We start from the raw sequence: 17,740 nt of genomic DNA on the forward strand, positions 1-17,740 counted from the left end.
ACCCCGAAAACGTCAGACCCTTAGCGTGAATGGTCTGACGTTTCACGATCCCTGGGAGTCCCCGTGACCGTGCACGAGGCAGCCATCGGCCGCTACTTCGAGGACTTCACGGTCGGCGACATTCACCAGCACCCGCTCGGCCGCACCATCACCGAAGCGGACAACACCTGGTTCACGTTGCTGACCATGAACACCAACCAGAACCACTTCAACGCCCACTTCGCCGAGCGCGCCCCCTACGGCAGGATCATCGCCAACTCCGGCCTGACCGTCGCCGTGGTCCTCGGGCTGTCGGTCATGGACATGAGCCAGACGGCCGTCGTCAACCTCGGCTGGGAGGAGATCAAGCTCACCCACCCGGTCTTCGTCGGCGACACGATCTACGCCGAGTCGCTCGTCCTGGCCAAGCGTGAATCCGCCTCGCGGGCCTACGCCGGGATCGTCTCCTGCCGCACCCGGGGACTCAACCAGGACGGCGACGAGATCATGTCGTGGCGGCGGACCGTCATGGTCTACCGGCGCGACGCCCCCCACGACAAGGGCTACTTCCCGCAGGCCAAGACCGGGCCCCTGACCGCATGAGAATCACCTACGGGCCGTGGGGCGAGACCCTGGCCGAGCTGACCTCGGCGGCCAGAGCCGCCGAGGAGGCGGGCGCGGAGCTGATCTGGCTGCCCGAACTGCACCGCAGTGCCACCGTCAGCGCCGCCGCGGTGGCCTCGGCCACCACCCGGGCGGGCGTCGGCACCGCCATCGCGCTCGCCTTCACCCGCAGCCCGATGGTCACCGCGCTGGAGGCCCTCGACCTCGACGAGCTGACCGGCGGCCGGTTCGTCCTCGGGCTCGGCTCCGGGGCCAGGCGGCTCAACGAGAACTGGCACAACGCCCGCTGGGACAAACCCCTGGCCCAGCTCCGCGAGACCGTCGAGGTGATCAGGACCATCGTCGCCGGCTCGCACACCGGGGAGCCGCTGGAGTACCGGGGCGATTGGCAGCGCCTCAGCGTGCGCGGCTTCCGCCGGCCGTACCAGCCGGTGCGCACCCGGATCCCGATCTACCTGGCCGCGGTCGGACCCCAGCTCACCCGGCTGGCCGCGCGGATCGCCGACGGATGGATCTCGCACGAGCTGTGCTCGCCCGCCTACCTGCGCGAGCACGTGCTGCCCAACCTCGCCGGCCGCCCCGACGGCTTCGACGTCGTGGTCTCCGGCTGCTGCTCCATCGACCCCGATCCCGCCCTCGCCCGCGAACGCGCCGCCGGCGTGCTCGCCTTCTACGCCTCGGTCGCCACCTACCGCGACTTCTTCGCCTTCCACGGCCTGGCCGCCGAGCACGCCCGCGTGGTCGAGGCCTTCCGCTCCGGCCGCGCCGCGGAGGTGCCCGGCCGCATGGTGGAGCCCCTGGCGCTCACCGGCACGCCGGAGCAGGTGGCCGCCAGGATCGCCGAGTACGCCGGCCTCGCCGACACGATCAAGCTCACGCCCGCGGTGTACGGCAACAGCCCCGCGCAGATCCGCGAGAACCAGGCCCGCATCATCACCCTGATCAGGGAGCTGACCGCATGAGACCGTTGCAGGACGTCCGGGTCGTCAGCCTGGAGCAGTACGGCGCCGGCCCCTTCGGCACGGTGCACCTGGCCGACCTCGGCGCCGAGATCATCAAGATCGAGGACCCGCGCGCCGGCGGCGACGTCGGCCGCTACGTGCCGCCCTACACCGAGGGCGAGGACTCGCTGTTCTTCGAGACGTTCAACCGCAACAAGAAGTCGATCTCCCTGGACCTCGCGACGCCCGCCGGGCGCGAGGTCTTCGAAGACCTGGTACGGCACGCCGACGCGGTCTACTCCAACCTGCGCGGCGACGTCCCGGCCAGGATGCGCCTGACCTACGACGACCTCAAGCACCTCAACCCGGCGATCGTGTGCTGCTCGCTGACCGGCTTCGGCATGACCGGCCCGCGCGCCGCCGAACCCGGCTACGACTACATCCTGCAGGGGCTGGCCGGCTGGATGGAGCTCACCGGCGACCCCGGCGGCCCGCCCACCAAGTCCGGCCTGTCCCTGGTGGACTACTCCGGCGGCTTCGTGGCGGCGATCGCCCTGCTGGCGGCCCTGCACGCGGCCCGGCGCGACGGCGTGGGCACGGACTGCGACCTGTCGCTGTACGACACCGCGGTGAGCATGCTCAGTTACGTCGGCACGTGGGCGCTCAACACCGGCTACCGGCCCGCCCGCCTGCCCGGCTCCGCCCACCCCTCCCTGGTGCCGTTCCAGAACTTCGCCGCCGAGGACGGCTGGCTGGTGGTGGGCTGCGCGAAGGAGAAGTTCTGGCAGCGGCTGGCCGCCATCCTGGGGCCGGAGTTCGCCGATGAGCCGCGCTACGCCACCTTCGCGCTGCGCCGCGAGTTCGCCGCGGAACTGCTGCCCCGGCTGGCCGAGGTCTTCCGGACCAGGACCGTGGCCGAATGGCTGGCGGTGCTGGCCCCGGCGGGCATCCCGTGCGGACCGGTCAACGACGTGGCGCAGGCCCTCGCCGAGGAGCACACCGCGGCCCGCGGCCTGATCGCCGAGGTCGAGCACCCGCGCTACGGCCGGGTGCGCCAGCTCGTCTCCCCGGTGCGGGTGGGCGCCGAGCCGGTCGAGCACCGCCGGGCCCCGCAGCGGGGCGAGCACTTCGAGGAGGTCGTCGGCGGCCTGCTCGGCTACTCGGCCGAGCGAATCGGCGCCCTGGCGGCGGCCGGCGCCTTCGGAGCGCCACGATGACGGCCGCGCCGGCGGGACCGCCGACGTCGCCGACGGCCGCGGCCCGGCTGGCCGGATGGGCCCTGGGCCTGACCCTGGAGCAGGTGCCGCGACCAGCCCGCGAGGCGGCGCTGCGGCACCTGCTGGACGGGCTGGGCTGCGCCGTCGCCGCCGGGACCGGCCTGCCCGCGGTCCGGGTCGCGCGGGACCTGGGCGGCCCCCCGGAGGCGACGATCCTCGGCACGCCGTGGCGGGTGGGGGCGCCCGCCGCCGCGCTGGCCAACGGCACGCTCGTGCACGCGCTCGACTTCGACGACACCCACGCCGGCGGCCTCGTGCACGCGACCGCGCCGGTGCTGCCGGTCGCCTTCGCCGTGGGCGAGGAGACCGGGGCCGCCGGCGCGGAGGTGCTGATCGCGGCGCTGACCGGCTACGAGACGATCTGCCGGCTGGGCGCCGCCGTACCGCACGGCTTCCACGCGCGCGGCCTGCACGCCACGGCGGTCTGCGGGGTGTTCGCCGCGGCGCTGGTCGCCGCCCGGCTCTACGGCCTGAGCCACGCCCAGTGCGTGGACGCGCTCGGCATCGCCGGGAGCCAGGCGGGCGGGCTGCTGGAGTTCCTGCACACCGGCGCCTCCACCAAGCAGTTGCACCCCGGCTTCGCCGCGCAGGCCGGGATCATGGCCGCCCGGCTGGCCCGCGCCGGAGCCTCCGGTCCCGCCAGCGTGCTGGAGGGGGCCCACGGCCTGTACGGCGCCCTGCTCGGCCGGCCCGGCCTCGACCCGATCACCGGGCTGGGCGAGCGCTGGGAGGTCACCCGGATCGGCGTCAAGCCGTACCCGGCCTGCCGGCTCCTGCGCGCCAGCCTCGACGCCGCCCGCACCTTGAAGACGGACGCCGGGGAGATCGCCGAGATCACCGCCGAGGTGCACCCGGACGCCGCGCCGATCGTCTGCGGGCCGGGCAAGGACCGGGTGCGCACGCCGTACGAGGCGAAGTTCAGCCTGCCGTGGAGCGTCGCCGCGATGCTCGTCGACGGCGAGGTCACCGTGCGCACCTACGCCGACGTCGACCGGCCGGAGGTCGCGGCGCTGGCCGCGAAGGTCCGGCACGAGGTGACGCCCTTCCCCGGCGTCGCCGCCGACCAGCCGGGACGGCTGCGCGTCCGGTTCGCCGACGGGACCTCGGCCGTGGCCGAGTCCCCGCCCCTCTCGCCGGATCCGGCCGAGCAGGTCCGCGCCAAGGCCCTCGGCAACGGGCTGAGCGAGCGCGCGGCCGGACTCGTCCTGAACCTGCCGGGCCTGTCCACCCTCCAGCCCCTGATCCAGGAGTTGATCGCATGACCGTGAGGCTGCCGGCCGTGACCGGCGCCGGCGCGCAGGAGGCCTACGCCCGGGCCCTGAGCGAGCTGGCGGAGACCGGCCTGTCCGAGGACGACCTCGTCCAGGTCGTGCAGTACGTGACCGAACCGGCGGCGGCCCGCGCCCCGGCCGGCGTGACCGTCTCCACGGTGACGGTCGAGGGCCTGCTGGACGGGACGGCCGCGGTCGAGCTGACCGCCTGGCCGGGCGGCGGCGAACGCATCCCCACCCCGCACGGCGTCGTCACCGTCGCCGACGAGATCGTCTACCTGCCCGGCATCCTGCCCGCCGACCTGACGGCGGGCTTCGGCGAGCAGTACCGCTCCTGCCTGGAGGTCGCCGGCGAGCTGCTGAAAGCGGCCGGAACCGGCCTGGAGGCGCTGGTGCGCACGACCGACTACACCGCCACCGCCACCCGCGCCGACTACCCCCGCTGCGGCCGTCCCCGCCGCGAGCTGCTCGGCGGCACCGGCACAGACGGGCGGCCGGTGCATCCCGGCGCGGCGGGCATCCTGGTGGACCGTCCTCCGGTGCCCGGCGCGATGGCCTGGCTCGACGCGGTGGCCTCCCGGCGGCCGCTGCGCGCGGTGAACCCGGGCTGGCGGCGCTACGAGACGCTGACCTACAAGCCCGGCGTGGTCGCGGGCGACACGCTGTTCATGTCGGGGTTCGGGGCGCTGGAGCCGGCCACGCAACGGGCCCTCTTCGCCGGCGACCTCGAGGCGCAGGCGGAGTTCACCTACGCGGCGATCGCCGCGGTCCTGCGCGAGGCGGGGCTGGGCGGGGAGTCCGTGGTGCGCCTCGTCGAGTACGTCACCCCCGACGGCGTCGCGAGATATCCGGGCATCGCGGCGATCCGCGAACGCTACTTCCCCGGCGCGCCCGCCCTCACCTCCGTGGTCTGCTCGGCCCTGCTGCGCCCGGAGTTCCTGATCGAGGTCGTCCCCACGGCGGTGTTCCCGTGAGCGACGAGGTCAGCTACACCGCCCCGGAGGAGCTCGGCCGGGCCGCCATCCGCTACTTCGCCCAGGCGGTCGGCGACGACAACCCGCTCTACACCGACGAGGACTACGCCCGCGAGCACGGCTACGCCGGCGTGATCGCCCCGCCCACCCTCATCTGCGAGACCAACCAGTACACCGGCCTGCCCAGGGACGAGGACGGCTCCACCGCCCACCGCTGGCCGCTGGACCTGCCCGGCCGCCGCCAGGTCAGGGGCGGCAACAGCTACGAGTTCCACCAGCCGGTCCGGCCCGGCGACGTGATCACCGCGACCTGGCGGATCGAGCGGGTCGAGGAGAAGGCGGGCAAGGTCTTCGTCACCTCCCGCGCCACCTACACCAACCAGCACGGCGAGCTGCTGGCCGTCAACGAGGAGGTGCTGGTGTGGATCTGATCCCGCCGCTGGAGCGCCGCATCGAGCTCCCCGACATGATCGCCTACGCCGGGGCGACCTGGGACTGGCACCGGCTGCACTACGCCCCCGAAGGCCTCGACCGCCCGGTGGTGGACGGCCAGCTCTTCGGCGCCCTGCTGGCCGAACAGCTCCAGGACTGGCTCGGCCCCGGCCACCGCCTCACCCGCCTGCACTTCCGCTTCCGCAGCATGGTCTTCGCCGGGGAGACGGTCCGCTGCACCGGCCGGGTGCTCAGCCGCGCCGGCGGGGTGATCACCGTCGAGCAGCAGGTCGTGGTGGTCGGCGCCGGAGGCGAGCCGGGCCGCGTCGCGGTCGCCCCCGCCGGAGCCACGGTGGTGCCCGCATGACGGTCGCCATCGCCGGGGCCGCCGAGTCCGACCTGGGCGTGACCGGCCGCTCCATCATGGAGCTGCAGACCCAGGCGGTCACCGGCGCCCTGGCCGACGCCGGGCTCGGCCTCGCCGACGTGGACGGCCTGGCCACCGCCGGCGTCTCCCGCTTCTCGGCCACCCAGGTGGCCGACTACCTCGGCATCCGGCCCTCCTGGAGCGACTCCACCTTCGCCGGAGGCTCGGCGTTCGAGATGTACGTGGCCAGGGCCGCGCAGGCGATCGAGGCCGGGCAGTGCACGACCGTCCTGATCTCCTACGGCTCCGACCAGCGCAGCGCGCGCTCCCGCTCGCTGGCCGGGGTGCTGGAGCCGCACACGCCGGAGGCGGAGTTCGAGGCCCCGTACGGCCCGCTCTACCCGATCTCGTACTACGCGATGGCCGCCCAGCGCTACCTGCACGTCCACGGCGCCGGGCGGGAGGACCTGGCCGAGGTCGCCGTCGCCGCCCGCGAGTGGGCGCTGCTCAACCCCAGGGCCTACCGCCACGGCGCCGGGCCGCTGACCGTCGAGGACGTGCTCGCGTCGCCCATGGTCTCCTCGCCGCTGACCGTCGCCGACTGCTGCCTGGTCACCGACGGCGGCGGCGCGATCGTGCTGACCAGCCTCGAGCGCGCGCGCGACCTGCGCCGCCCGCCCGTCGTGGTGCTCGGGTACGGCGAGGCCACCACCCACACCGGCATGGCCACCGCCGACGACCTGCTGCGCCCCGGTTCGATCGAGTCGGGCCGCCGCGCCTTCGCCATGGCGGGGCTGCGGCCCCGCGACGTGGACGTGGCGCAGCTCTACGACTCCTTCACCATCACCGTCCTGCTCACCCTGGAGGCGCTGGGCTTCTGCGGCCCGGGGGAGGCGGGTGACCTCGTGCGCAGCCGGGCCCTGCCGTACAACACCAACGGAGGCGGGCTGTCCTACTGCCACCCCGGCATGTACGGCCTGCTGCTGCTGGTCGAAGCGGTCCGCCAGCTCCGCGGCGAGTGCGGCCCCCGCCAGGTCGCCGGGGCGGAGATCGCGCTGGCCCACGGCACGGGCGGCATCTTCTCCACCCACGCCACCGTCCTGCTGGGAGCCGACCGATGACCCCCTGGTGGGCGGCCGCCGGGGAGGGCCGGCTGCTCCTTCAGCGCTGCCGGGCCTGCGGCCACCTGCAGCACTACCCCCGCGCGCTCTGCACGGCCTGCGGCGGCACGGACCTCGGCTGGCAGGAGTCGGCCGGGCGCGGCGTGGTGGACTCCTTCACCGTCGTCCACCGCGCCCCCTCGCCCGGCCACCGGCCGCCGTACGTCGTGGCCCGCGTCCGCCTGGACGAGGGGCCGATCCTGCTGACCAACCTGGTCGGCGACGCCGGCTGGCACTGCGACCAGCGGGTCCGGCTGGCCTGGCGCGCCCTGGACGACGGCCGCCGCCTGCCCGTCTTCGAGAAGGAGTGAGATGGACTTCGAGCTGGACGACGATCAGCGCGCCTTCCGCGAGACGTTGCGCGCGTTCGTCGACAAGGAGATCGTCCCGGTCGCGGGCGAGTGGGAGCGCACCGGCCGCTACCCCACCGAGATCGTCGACAAGATGAAGCTGATGGGCCTGTTCGGGCTGACCGTGCCGGAGGAGTACGGCGGGCTGGGCGCGGACCTGGTCTCCTTCGCCCTGGTCTTCGAGGAGATCGCGCGCGGCTGGATGGGCGTGGCCGGCGTGCTCGGCTCGCACACGCTGTCGTGCCGGATGATCGCCCGGTACGGCACGCCCGAGCAGAAGGCGGCCTACCTGCCCGACCTGGCCACCGGCGCGCGCCGCAGCGGCATCGCCCTCACCGAGCCCGGCGCGGGCACCGACCTGCAGGGCATCACCACCACCGCCCGCCGCGACGGCGACCACTACGTCGTGCGCGGCACCAAGACGTGGATCACCAACGCGCGCCACGCCAGCCCCCTGCCCGTCCTGGTCAAGACCTCGGTCACCGAGCCCGCCCACCGGGGCATGTCCGTCCTGCTCGTCGAGGACGGCTTCACCGTCAGCCGGGACCTGCCCAAACTCGGCTACAAGGGCACCGAGACGTGCGAGGTCGTGCTGGACGACGTGCGCGTCCCGGTCGCGAACCTGCTCGGCGGCGTCGAAGGCCGGGGGCTGCAGCAGGTGCTGTCCGGGCTGGAGAGCGGCCGGATCAACGTCGCCGCCCGCGCGGTCGGCATCGCCCAGGCCGCCTACGACGCGGCGCTGGCCTACTCGCGTGAGCGCACCGCCTTCGGCCGGCCGATCGCCGGCTTCCAGGCCATCCAGCTCAAGCTCGCCGACCTGGCCACCGAGATCCAGGCGGCCCGCCTGCTCACCTACTGGGCCGCCGCCCGCGCCGACGCCGGCGGCCGGGCCGACATGGAGGCGGGGATGGCCAAGTACTTCGCCTCCGAGACCGCGATCAGGGCGTCGCTGGAGGCGATGCGCATCCACGGCGGGTACGGCTACTCGCAGGAGTACGTCGTCGAGCGGCTCTACCGCGACGCGCCGCTCATGGCGATCGGTGAGGGCACCAACGACGTGCTGCGCACGGTCATCGCCCGCTCGCTGCTGTCGGGCAAGGGCAGGGTGGGCTGGTGAGGTCGGCCCTGTACGTTCCGGGGGACCAGCCGGCCAAGCTGGCCAAAGCGCTGGAACGCGGCGCCGACGCGCTGATCGTCGACCTGGAGGACGCGGTCGCGCCCGCGGCCAAGGCCCGGGCCCGCGCGGAGGTCGCGGACTGGCTGCGCGCGTTGCCCGCCGATCCCGGCTGCGAGATCTGGGTGCGGATCAACCCCGGCGAACCCGGGCACGCCGACCTGCGGGCCGTGGCGTTGCCGACGGTCACGGGCGTGTGCGTGGCCAAGACCGAATCGGCCGCCGAGCTGGTCGCGCTCGCCGCGCTGCTGGACGACGCCCCCTGGATCGGGCTCTGCCCGCTCCTGGAGAGCGGGGCCGCCGTCCTGGCCGCCGTGGAGATCGCCCGGGCGCCCCGGGTGCGCAGGCTCCAGCTCGGCGAGGCCGACCTGCGGGTCGACCTGGGCATCGAGCCGGGACCGGACGAGCGCGAGCTGCTGTGGGCGCGCTCGCAGGTGGTCGCGGCCGGCGCCGCCGCCCGGATCGGCCCGCCGCTCGGCGCGGTCAGCCCCGACTTCCGCGACCTGGATCGCCTGCGGGCCTCGACCGAGGCGCTGCGGCGCCTGGGCTTCCGCGGCCGGGCCTGCATCCATCCGGCGCAGGTCGCGGTGGTCAACGAGGTGTTCACCCCGGCCGCCGAGGAGGTCGACCGGGCCCGCGCGCTGATCGCCCGCTTCGAGGCGGCGGAAGCGGGTGTGGTGCTGGACGAGGCGGGGCGGATGGTCGACGAGGCGGTCGTCCGCCAGGCTCGGCGGCTGTTGTCGTGATCGGTCTCGACGATGGCCTGCTCGACCGGGAGTACGTCCTGCCGGGCTCCACCGTCCCGGTCCGGCTGGCCCGGTTGAGCCTGGACGGCGACGGCGGGTCGGTGTCGCTGGTGCGCTTTCCGCCCGGCTGGACCAGGCCCGGGCGCGGGCACTACCTGGCCGGGGAGGAGTTCGTGGTGTTCGAGGGCGAGCTGCGGGTCTCCGGGGTCGGCTACCTGCCCGGCGACTGGGGCTGGCTGCCCGCCGGAGCGCCCAGGTTCGAGTCCGCCACCCCCTCAGGGGCGTTGGCGCTGGCGTGCTTCGACGGGCCGCCCAAATGGGTGGCGGGTGACGGCCCGTCGCCTGTGCCGCCGAGGCGGGTCCGGCTGGGGTCGGTCGCGGTCCCGCCCGGCGGGCTCGAACTGCTGGCGGGCACCGTCCTGCACGAGCGTCCGCCTGCCGTACCTGACGCTGACGTCGAGGTGCTCGCGCTGACGGAACGCCGGTGGGGGCTGCTGGAGGCCGGGCGGGAGCCGCCGTCCGGGCGGCTCCTGCTCCGGCGGCGCTGAGCCCGGTCGTCGTCCTCAGCGCGGGACGACGGTGAGGCGGGCCAGGCTCGCCACGCCGTCGCGGTCCGGCAGCCGCCCGGCGGCCTCGATCAGCGCCTCGACCTGATCCGGCGCCAGCGCGCGCCCGGCGCTGGCGCGGAACTTCAGGGCCTGCTCCGCCCGCGACAGCGGGTGCTCGGGGCCGCCCCGCGAGGAGTCCACCCGGTGCTCCAGCATCGAGCCGTCGGCCAGCCGTACCCGGAGCACGGCGGCGAACGAGCGCGGGAACAGCTCGGAGGCCCGCTCGTCGGCCACGCACCGCACCCGGGCCGCCAGCGCCAGCCGGGCCGGATCGAGCTCCACGAAGTCGTCGAGCGCGAGCCCGAGCCCGCCCCCGCCCAGCAGCGCGGCGGCGACGGTGTAGGGCCCGGAGAACTTGGCGTGGTACGGCGTGCGCGGCCGGATCTTCTCCTCGTACGGCTCGGCGATGGTGCGCAGCACCGGAGCGGCCACCCCCAGCTCGACCTCCTCGATCCCGGCTGGATCGAGCCCCCGCGCGCGCAGGGCCAGCGCGCAGTCGACGCCCGGATGGGTGAAGTGGTTGGACGGGTAGGGCTTGTAGACGGTGCGCAGCAGCTCCCACCGCTCACCCAGGCCCGACAGCAGCGCGCCGGCGTCGAAGCGCCCGTCGATCCAGGCCTGGAAGAAGCCGAAGCGGCCCTCCAGGACGGTCGGCGGCCCGGTCAGCCCTTCGGCGGCCAGGACGGCGGCCGACACCCCGGCGTGGGCGGCCCAGCCGCAGTGCGCCCGCTTGACGCTGCCGCCGGTGCGGTTGGCCTCGAGCAGGCCGGAGCCCATGCTCGCGGCGATGCCGGCGGCGTGGGCGAGGCCGCCGGCGTCCAGGCCGGAGACCAGCCCGGCGGCGACGGCCGCGCCGATCGTGCCGCAGATGGAGGTGGCGTGCTGCCCCTTGTCGAAGAAGAGCGAGTTGCGGGCCTCGGGCAGGTAGGAGGCCATGCCGAGGCGGTTGCACACCTCGATGCCCGCGGCGACGGCGGCGATCAGCGTGCTCCCGCTCGCGCCTGCGGCCTCGGCGGCGGTCAGGGCGGCGGGCACCACGGGGGCGCTGGGGTGCAGGACGGAGGGCAGGTGGGTGTCGTCGAAGTCGAGGGCGTGGGCGAGGGTGCCGTTGACCAGGGCGGCCGAGGGGGCGGGCAGCCGGTCGCCGCTGCCGATCGCGGTCGCCTCCGGGCTGCCGCCCCACCGCCGGACGGCGCGCAGGACCGCCGGGGCGGCCCCCTCGCCGGGCCCGCCGGATTCGGCGTCGGGTGCGGCGTCGGGATCGGCGTAGGCGGCCAGGCAGTTGCCCAGGACGTCGAGGATCCGGCCGATCACGTCGTCGTGCACCTCGGTGGGCACGCCGGCGTCCCGGCAGCCGGCGGCGAAGGCGGCCAGGCGCTGCACGTGCGTCGTCATGCCGGGCTCACGAAGGCGAGCGGGCGGGCGGGCGCGCCGGTGGCGCCGACGATCGGGAGCGGGGCCAGGACGAGCAGGAACTCGCGGGCGCCGCTGTCGAGCAGCTCGGCCAGGCGCATCGTCTCGACGATGTGGACGCCGGACTCCACCAGCAGGATCCGGTGCACGGGGAGGGTGGCGTGGCCGCGGCCGGGCGCGATGTGCTCGAAGGCGATGCTCTCGCCGCCGACCAGGCGCGGCGCGCGCTCGGCCAGCCAGCGGCCCGCCCGCTCGCCCGGGCCTGGCACGCCGTCCCGGTGCCCGACGAAGGCCGGCCCGTCCGCCCACAGCCGGGACCAGCCGGTGCCGATCAGGACGGCGTCGCCGGCGCGGATCTCCAGCCCGGCGGCGGCCCGTTCCAGGTCATCGGGGGTGATCTCGTAGCCGGCGGGCAGGACCGCCACCCCGTGCGCCGCGGCCACGTCCAGGAGCACGCAGCGCCCGGCGTAGGGCTCGAACTCGTCGATGCCGAGCGAGCCGAACCCCTCGTGCGAGGTGAGCTCGGCGGCCGGCCGCCCGCCGTGCAGCAGCCCGTCCTGGCTGACGTGGGCCGGCGCGTCCACGTGGGTGCCGACGTGGCCGCCGGTGACGATCACCTCGTTGGCCGCCGAGCCGCCGTCGGGGCGGACCAGGTCGCCGTGCCGCCGTTCGAGCGCCATGCGGAAGGGCGGATGGTTCGGCGACTGCGGCATGCCCTTGCGCATGGGCTGTGCCAGATCGAACATCCTGGCCGCCGCCACGGCCCTCCACAGGGTCATCGGAGCGTTCCGTTCTGCACCGCACAACTCCCAGAGCCAGTGTTCCAATTTACGGAATGGTGTTCCAAACTGTACCCATGGTGGGCGAGCCGGTCCATCAAAAGGAAACAATGTCACCGGATGGGAAACCTCGATGCTCTATCTGGTCTACCGGATGCGACTGTCGCCGCGGGCGCGCAGGGACATGAAGGCGTTCTGGGCCTGGCTGGAGGAGCGCGAACGCTGGTTCTACCGCGACCTGCCCATGGTCAGGGAGGTGCGCTGGTACTACAGCGTGGTCGGCGAGGTCTACACGCTGGAGAACTGGGCCGCCTTCGAGGACGAGGCGGCGTGGGCCGCCTACCGGGCCGCCCTGGCCACGCTGAAGGCCGACACCTCGTGGGAGTCCGAGCGCGTCACGCAGGAGGAGTGGTGGGATTTCCTCGACACGAGGATCATGACCGACCCGCCGGTCGCCGCCGGATTCCGGCGCGAGTGACGGGACCCACGAGCCTGAGGAGCCACCACCATGCCTGCCAGAGTGCCCGCCAGAGTGCCCACCGGCGTGCCCGCCGGCGCGTCTGAACGCGCCGCCACCGAGGTCGGCAGCCAGACCGTCGCCACGGTCGAGCGAGCCGCCGACGTCCTCGTCCTGTTCGCCGAGTCCGGCGCCCTCACCCTCGGCGTGACGGAGATCGCCGAGAGCCTGGGCATGTCCAAGGCGGCCGTCCACCGGGTCCTGGCCTCGCTGCGCACCAGGGGACTGGTCGAGCTCGACGAGGAGAGCAGGCGCTACTCGCTGGGGCTGACCGCGATGCGGCTGGGCCTGGCCTACCTCGACCGGATCGACGTGCGGCGCCTGGCCGCCCCCGAGCTCGTCGAGCTGAGCCGGCGCACCCAGGAGACGGCGACGCTGTCCATCCGCACGGGCGGCAGCAGCCGGGTCTACCTCGACCAGGTGACACCGGAGCGCGAGGTGATCATGTCGGTCTCGCTCGGCGTGCCGTACCCCCTGCACGCCGGCGGGTCGTCCAAGGCGTTCCTGGCGTTCCTGGCCGACGCCGAGATCGACGACTACCTGAAGCAGCCGCTCACCCGGCTGACCCCCTCGACCGTCACCGACCTCGACCGGCTGCGCACCGAACTGGCGCTCATCCGGCGCCGCGGTTACGCCATGTCCGTCTCGGAACGGCAGAGCGGGGCCGCCTCCGTCGCCGCCCCCATCCTCGACCACCACGGCCGGCCCGCCGCGGTCGTCAGCGTCTGCGGCCCGGCGGAACGCTTCATCGGCGAGGCCGACGCCTGCGCGGCCGCGCTCCTCGAAGCCGCCGACCGGCTCTCCGCCCAGCTCGGCTATCGAAAGGAATCCCCTGATGCACCGCTACGACCTGCTCGTCAAGGGCGGGCTGATCGTCCTTCCCTTCCACGGTGAGATCCGCGCGGACCTGGCCGTGTCCGGCGGCCGGGTCGCCGCCATCGCCTCGGAGATCGGCACGGCCGAGGCCGCCGAGGTCATCGACGCCACGGGCAAGATCGTGCTGCCGGGCGCCGTCGACGCGCACTTCCACATCGGCATCTACCGTGACATGGCGCTGGACGCCTTCGAGGAGACCCGCTCCTCCCTCGTCGGCGGGGCCACGACCGTCCTGTCCTACTTCCGCACCGGGCAGCACTACCTCGACCGGACCGGGCCCTACAAGCAGATCTTCCCCGAGGTGCTGGAGGCGGTGGCCGGGCGGTGCTTCACCGACTACGGCTTCCACCTGGCGCCGATGACGGTCGAGCAGATCGGCGAGATCCCGCAGCTCGTCGAGGAGCACGGGATCACCTCCTACAAGTACTACATGTTCTACAAGGGCTTCGACCTGGCCGCCAACAGCCGGGACGCCCAGGCGTTCACGATGGGCGACGAGTACGACCTCGGCCACCTCTTCCTGATCATGGAGCAGCTCGCCGCGGTGCAGGCCGCCCGTCCGGACGTCCGCCTGTCGCTCTCGCTGCACTGCGAGCAGTCGGAGCTGATGCGGGTCTTCATCGACCGGGTCCAGCGCAGCGGCGCCCCGCAGAACCTGCGGGCCTACAGCGAGGCCCGGCCGCCGCTGACCGAGCGCGTCGCGATCGCCGAGGCGACCACGCTGGCCGGCCACACCGGCACGAACCTCAACCTGCTGCACCTGTCGAGCGCCGACGCCCTGGCGGCCGCGGCCACCGCCCGGGACCTCCACCGGCACGTGGACATGCGCTTCGAGACCACCCTGCACCACCTGTGCCTGGACCACGACGAGCTCGACGCCCGCGGCGGGCTCGGCGGCAAGGTCAACCCGCCCATCCGCACCCGCGAGCACAACGAGGCGCTCTGGCGGGGCGTGCGGGACGGCGTGGTGAGCTGGGTGGCCTCCGACCACGCCTGCTGCATGGAGGAGCACAAGGGCGACCTGCTCTGGCCGGCCCGGCCCGGCTTCGGCGGCACCGCCCTGCTCTATCCCGTGCTGGTCTCCGAGGGACATCTCAAGCGCGGCATCCCGTTGACCAGGATCGCCGAGATCGCCTCGGCCAACCCGGCCAAGGCCTACAACCTGTGGGGACGCAAGGGCAGCCTCGCGGTCGGCTTCGACGCCGACCTCACCGTGGTCGACCCGGAGCTGACCCGGACGGTCACGACCGATCTGCTGCTGTCGGCGCAGGACCACTGCCCCTTCGAGGGCGCCGTCGTGACCGGCTGGCCGGTGGCCACCGTGGTCGGCGGCCGGGTCGCCTACCGGGACGGCGAGGTGGTCGGCTCGCCGGGCGGCGCCTATCTTCCGCGCTCGTGACACGTCCGGCCCGTTGACCCGCGCCCCGGCCGCCTTCGGCTGAGATGCGTGCCGCCGGGGCGCCGGGCATTCCGCCGGTGGGCTACATGCCGTCGCCGTCCCACCGGCCGCGCGAACGGCTCCGGACCGGGATGCTGGAGACGACCGGCGCGGGGATCGGGTCCCCGGGCTTCCACGCCCTGCCCTGCCCCCAGTTGTGCGCGTTGGCGTCGGTGCGCTCGTCGGGGTGCTCCAAGGTGCTCGGGTCGGCACCCCAGTCGTGCCCGTGCCCGTGCTCATGGTCATGGTCATGGTCGTGCCCGTGCTCGTGGTCGTGGCCGCCCTGGAGGCGGGCGGCGTCCATGGCCTTGGCGATGGCGATGAGGCTCTTGTCCGTGCCCATGCCGTGCTGCACGTACTCGGCGTCCGGCCGGCCCTGCTCGTGCTGGAAGCGCCAGGCGGCGGCCAGGTCGGCCAGATCGCGCTCGCTGCGCCGGGTCGGCCGGGCGGCCAGGTCGTGCGAGGACTGCGACCAGCGCATCCGCCCGCCCCGCGGCCCGTAGTTGACCGCTTCGCCGCCCCAGCGGACCCACTCGTTCTGCGTGTACCAGTTGTGCAGCTCGCCGTCGGAGCGCAGCAGCCAGGTGGCGCCGCCCTCCATGGTGGTGAAGTGGCCGTGCTTGACCCGGGCCGGGCGGAAGAAGTAGGTGCCCAGGTCGAGCGTGCCGAAGTTGTACTCCATGTGCCCCTGGACCGTGTAGGCCTCCTCGTAGCAGGGGTGGTGGGCCAGGCGGTGGTCGGCCCAGCCCTCCTGGGCGTGCACGAGGCGGGTGTAGAAGCCGGTCACCGGGTCCACGTGCAGGTATTTGATGAACAGGCCCGGCATGGGTCCGGGGTTGGGCACGGCGTCCCACCGCATGGCCTCGCTGTCGATGACGATGACCTCGTCGCGGGCGCTGTCCCAGCGCGTGGCCCCGAGGTCGAACCCGGCGTCGCCGTACTCGCGGTAGTGCAGGATCCGGGTGCCCTCGGCGAAGGTGACGGCCTCGATGGGCACCCCCTTCGGCGCGTGCACGTAGCCGCCCTTGCCGAGGCGACGACCGCCGTAGGTCATGGAGCCTTCGAGCACGTAGTACTCGGTGTCGGCGTGGTGCACGCCGGGCCCGCGGCCCCAGCCGGTGTGGAAGTCGATCCGCAGCGAGGAGGAGCCGTCCTCCTCGTCCACCGACAACCGGCGCTCGCTGGCGCGGCCCTCGCCGCCGACGAGCTCGGCGCCGTGCCAGACGTAGTCGTCTTCCTGGATCAGCTCAACGTGGGGGCGCATAGCTCTCCTTCAGGGTGCGCTTGAGGATCTTGCCCGCGGCGTTGCGAGGGAGCGCGCTGACGAACTCCACGCGCCGGGGCAGCTTGGGGCCGGAAAGGCTGGTACGGCAGTGCGCGTCGAGGGCGCCGGGCGGCACGGAGGCGCCGGGGAGGGTGACGACGAAGGCGGCCACCGTCTCGCCCCACCGCTCGTCCGGCAGGCCGACGACGGCCACCTCGGCGACGCCGGGGAAGGCGGCGATGACGTCCTCCACCTCGCGCGGCGCGATGTTCACCCCGCCCGAGATGATCATGTCCTTCTTGCGGTCGACGACGGAGATGTAGCCCTCCTCGTCCCGCACGACGATGTCGCCGCTGGTGAGGTAGCCGTCGCCGGTGACGCAGGCGGCGGTGGCCGCCGGGTCGTCCAGGTAGCCGTTCATCAGGTACGGCGAGCGGCTGAACAGCTCGCCGCGCTCGCCCGGACCGACGGCGTGGCCGTCGTCGTCCACGACGCGCACCTCGGTCATGAACCACGGCCGGCCCACCGAACCGATCTTGCGGCGGGCGTCGGCCGGCCGGCAGTTGGCGACGATCCCCGCCTCGGTCGAGCCGTACAGCTCGTGCACGCCGACGCCGGGGAAGGCGTCCAGCACCCACTCCTTGAGCGGGCCGGGCAGCGCGGCGGCGTTGAAGTAGAGCGTGTCCAGCGAGGACAGGTCGTGCTTGCGCAGCGCCGCCTCGCCGAGCGCCCGGATCGCGTGGGCGTGCGTGGGGACCAGGAAGACCGACTGGGCGCGTTCGCGCTCGATCATGGCGAGCAGCCGCTCGGGGTCCCAGGAGCGGAGCATCGCCACCGTCCCGCCGGTGAAGACGGGCGCGTAGCCGAAGGCGAAGCCGGCGCCGTGGTACATCGGCGCGACCGCGATGGTGCGCCGCCCGAGGCCCAGGCCCCACTCCAGGGCCGCGGCGTAGAAGGTCAGCGCCCTGGAGCGGTGGCTGATCACCACGCCCTTGGGGCTGCCGGTGGTGCCGGAGGTGTAGGCGACGCAGAACGGGTCGCGCTCGTCGACGGGGATCCGGGGGCCGGTGCCGGAGACGGTGGAGAGCATCGCGTCGTAGGAGGGGCCGAGCCCCGTCCCGCCGATCGACAGCACGGTCCCGGGCGCGCAGGACGCGGCGACCGAGCTCAGCGCGTGATCCAGGATCAGCGCCCGGCTGCCCGAGTGCCCCATGACGTAGGCCGCCTCGGCGGCGGTGAGGCGGGGCGCGATCGGTACCATGACCAGCCCCGCCTCGGCGATGCCGCAGGCGATCTCGGGGTACTCCATGCGGTTGCCGAGCAGGACCGCGACCCGCTCACCCGGCCGCAGGCCGGCGCGGAGCAGGACGTTGGCCAGCCGTCCGGAGCGGTCGCGCAGCCCTCGGTAGCTCAGTTTCCGCTCGCCGTCGACCACGGCGATCGCGTCAGGGGTGGCGGCGCCGAACTCGCGCACGCCGCCGGCGATGGACAGCGAGGCGCCTCGGGGGAGGGGCATCGGAACACCTCTTGTTCCACTGTGTGAAACGGCA

At 73.9% G+C, this 17,740-nt stretch carries 19 protein-coding genes; 15 read left to right on the top strand and 4 right to left on the bottom strand.

The features are described from left to right. Positions 1 to 63 precede the first annotated feature (63 nt). Genes AB0I67_RS20865 through AB0I67_RS20920 form a run of 12 tightly spaced genes read left to right on the top strand, consistent with a single transcriptional unit; the run spans position 64 to position 9,843 of the window. A complete protein-coding gene (locus AB0I67_RS20865; protein WP_357925866.1) occupies positions 64 to 582 on the top strand; it encodes a MaoC family dehydratase in 519 nt (172 codons plus the stop codon). Continuing rightward, positions 579 to 1,565 carry an LLM class flavin-dependent oxidoreductase gene (locus AB0I67_RS20870; RefSeq protein WP_357925869.1) on the top strand — a complete coding sequence of 329 codons (987 nt, stop codon included), beginning with the start codon at positions 579 to 581 and terminating at the stop codon, positions 1,563 to 1,565. The genes AB0I67_RS20865 and AB0I67_RS20870 overlap by 4 nt, the downstream gene beginning before the upstream one ends. Next, on the top strand, positions 1,562 to 2,761 hold the full coding sequence (locus AB0I67_RS20875) for a CoA transferase (protein ID WP_357925872.1): 1,200 nt from the start codon (positions 1,562 to 1,564) through the stop codon (positions 2,759 to 2,761). The genes AB0I67_RS20870 and AB0I67_RS20875 overlap by 4 nt, the downstream gene beginning before the upstream one ends. Then, positions 2,758 to 4,083 (top strand): MmgE/PrpD family protein, encoded by a 1,326-nt coding sequence (locus AB0I67_RS20880; RefSeq protein ID WP_357925875.1) that lies wholly within the window; start codon positions 2,758 to 2,760, stop codon positions 4,081 to 4,083. The genes AB0I67_RS20875 and AB0I67_RS20880 overlap by 4 nt, the downstream gene beginning before the upstream one ends. Further along, positions 4,080 to 5,066, top strand: a complete 987-nt coding sequence (locus AB0I67_RS20885) for a RidA family protein (protein ID WP_357925877.1) — start codon at positions 4,080 to 4,082, stop codon at positions 5,064 to 5,066. Before AB0I67_RS20880 ends, AB0I67_RS20885 begins: the two co-directional genes overlap by 4 nt. Next, on the top strand, positions 5,063 to 5,497 hold the full coding sequence (locus tag AB0I67_RS20890) for a MaoC family dehydratase N-terminal domain-containing protein (RefSeq protein WP_357925880.1): 435 nt from the start codon (positions 5,063 to 5,065) through the stop codon (positions 5,495 to 5,497). Before AB0I67_RS20885 ends, AB0I67_RS20890 begins: the two co-directional genes overlap by 4 nt. Beyond that, positions 5,488 to 5,865 (top strand): MaoC/PaaZ C-terminal domain-containing protein, encoded by a 378-nt coding sequence (locus tag AB0I67_RS20895; protein ID WP_357925883.1) that lies wholly within the window; start codon positions 5,488 to 5,490, stop codon positions 5,863 to 5,865. The genes AB0I67_RS20890 and AB0I67_RS20895 overlap by 10 nt, the downstream gene beginning before the upstream one ends. Beyond that, on the top strand, positions 5,862 to 6,986 hold the full coding sequence (locus AB0I67_RS20900; protein ID WP_357925885.1) for an acetyl-CoA acetyltransferase: 1,125 nt from the start codon (positions 5,862 to 5,864) through the stop codon (positions 6,984 to 6,986). Before AB0I67_RS20895 ends, AB0I67_RS20900 begins: the two co-directional genes overlap by 4 nt. Next, positions 6,983 to 7,336 (top strand): Zn-ribbon domain-containing OB-fold protein, encoded by a 354-nt coding sequence (locus AB0I67_RS20905; protein WP_357925887.1) that lies wholly within the window; start codon positions 6,983 to 6,985, stop codon positions 7,334 to 7,336. The genes AB0I67_RS20900 and AB0I67_RS20905 overlap by 4 nt, the downstream gene beginning before the upstream one ends. A gap of 1 nt (position 7,337) precedes the next feature. Then, a complete protein-coding gene (locus tag AB0I67_RS20910) occupies positions 7,338 to 8,492 on the top strand; it encodes an acyl-CoA dehydrogenase family protein (RefSeq protein WP_357925889.1) in 1,155 nt (384 codons plus the stop codon). Beyond that, positions 8,489 to 9,295 (top strand): CoA ester lyase, encoded by an 807-nt coding sequence (locus AB0I67_RS20915; RefSeq protein WP_357925892.1) that lies wholly within the window; start codon positions 8,489 to 8,491, stop codon positions 9,293 to 9,295. Before AB0I67_RS20910 ends, AB0I67_RS20915 begins: the two co-directional genes overlap by 4 nt. Next, positions 9,292 to 9,843, top strand: a complete 552-nt coding sequence (locus tag AB0I67_RS20920; RefSeq protein WP_357925895.1) for a hypothetical protein — start codon at positions 9,292 to 9,294, stop codon at positions 9,841 to 9,843. The genes AB0I67_RS20915 and AB0I67_RS20920 overlap by 4 nt, the downstream gene beginning before the upstream one ends. Positions 9,844 to 9,858: 15 nt before the next feature. Here AB0I67_RS20920 and AB0I67_RS20925 read toward each other — a convergent pair whose 3' ends face one another. Both AB0I67_RS20925 and AB0I67_RS20930 read right to left on the bottom strand, forming a co-directional pair. After that, on the bottom strand, positions 9,859 to 11,298 hold the full coding sequence (locus AB0I67_RS20925) for an MmgE/PrpD family protein (protein WP_357925897.1): 1,440 nt from the start codon (positions 11,296 to 11,298) through the stop codon (positions 9,859 to 9,861). Continuing rightward, positions 11,295 to 12,095 carry a cyclase family protein gene (locus AB0I67_RS20930; protein ID WP_357925900.1) on the bottom strand — a complete coding sequence of 267 codons (801 nt, stop codon included), beginning with the start codon at positions 12,093 to 12,095 and terminating at the stop codon, positions 11,295 to 11,297. The genes AB0I67_RS20925 and AB0I67_RS20930 overlap by 4 nt, the downstream gene beginning before the upstream one ends. Positions 12,096 to 12,228: 133 nt before the next feature. Here AB0I67_RS20930 and AB0I67_RS20935 point away from each other — a divergent pair, with 133 nt between their 5' ends. From AB0I67_RS20935 to AB0I67_RS20945, 3 genes are read left to right on the top strand one after another with little or no spacing between them, the layout of a single operon-like run. Beyond that, entirely contained in the window at positions 12,229 to 12,573 is a 345-nt protein-coding gene (locus AB0I67_RS20935) for a hypothetical protein (protein WP_357925903.1), read from the top strand. A 30-nt stretch (positions 12,574 to 12,603) separates the two neighbouring features. Further along, on the top strand, positions 12,604 to 13,506 hold the full coding sequence (locus AB0I67_RS20940) for an IclR family transcriptional regulator (protein WP_357925906.1): 903 nt from the start codon (positions 12,604 to 12,606) through the stop codon (positions 13,504 to 13,506). Then, positions 13,448 to 14,887: a dihydroorotase family protein gene (locus AB0I67_RS20945; protein ID WP_357925909.1), complete on the top strand. Its 1,440-nt coding sequence runs from the start codon at positions 13,448 to 13,450 to the stop codon at positions 14,885 to 14,887. The genes AB0I67_RS20940 and AB0I67_RS20945 overlap by 59 nt, the downstream gene beginning before the upstream one ends. An 82-nt stretch (positions 14,888 to 14,969) precedes the next feature. Here the strand turns inward: AB0I67_RS20945 and AB0I67_RS20950 are convergent, their stop codons facing one another. Together AB0I67_RS20950 and AB0I67_RS20955 are read right to left on the bottom strand one after the other, a co-directional pair. Next, positions 14,970 to 16,190: a DUF4437 domain-containing protein gene (locus tag AB0I67_RS20950; RefSeq protein ID WP_357925912.1), complete on the bottom strand. Its 1,221-nt coding sequence runs from the start codon at positions 16,188 to 16,190 to the stop codon at positions 14,970 to 14,972. Beyond that, complete coding sequence (locus tag AB0I67_RS20955) at positions 16,174 to 17,706, bottom strand: AMP-binding protein (RefSeq protein WP_357925915.1); 1,533 nt, start codon at positions 17,704 to 17,706, stop codon at positions 16,174 to 16,176. Before AB0I67_RS20955 ends, AB0I67_RS20950 begins: the two co-directional genes overlap by 17 nt. Between the last annotated feature and the right edge of the window lie 34 nt (positions 17,707 to 17,740).

This window comes from Nonomuraea sp. NPDC050310, assembly GCF_040655795.1.
Taxonomy (GTDB): domain Bacteria; phylum Actinomycetota; class Actinomycetes; order Streptosporangiales; family Streptosporangiaceae; genus Nonomuraea.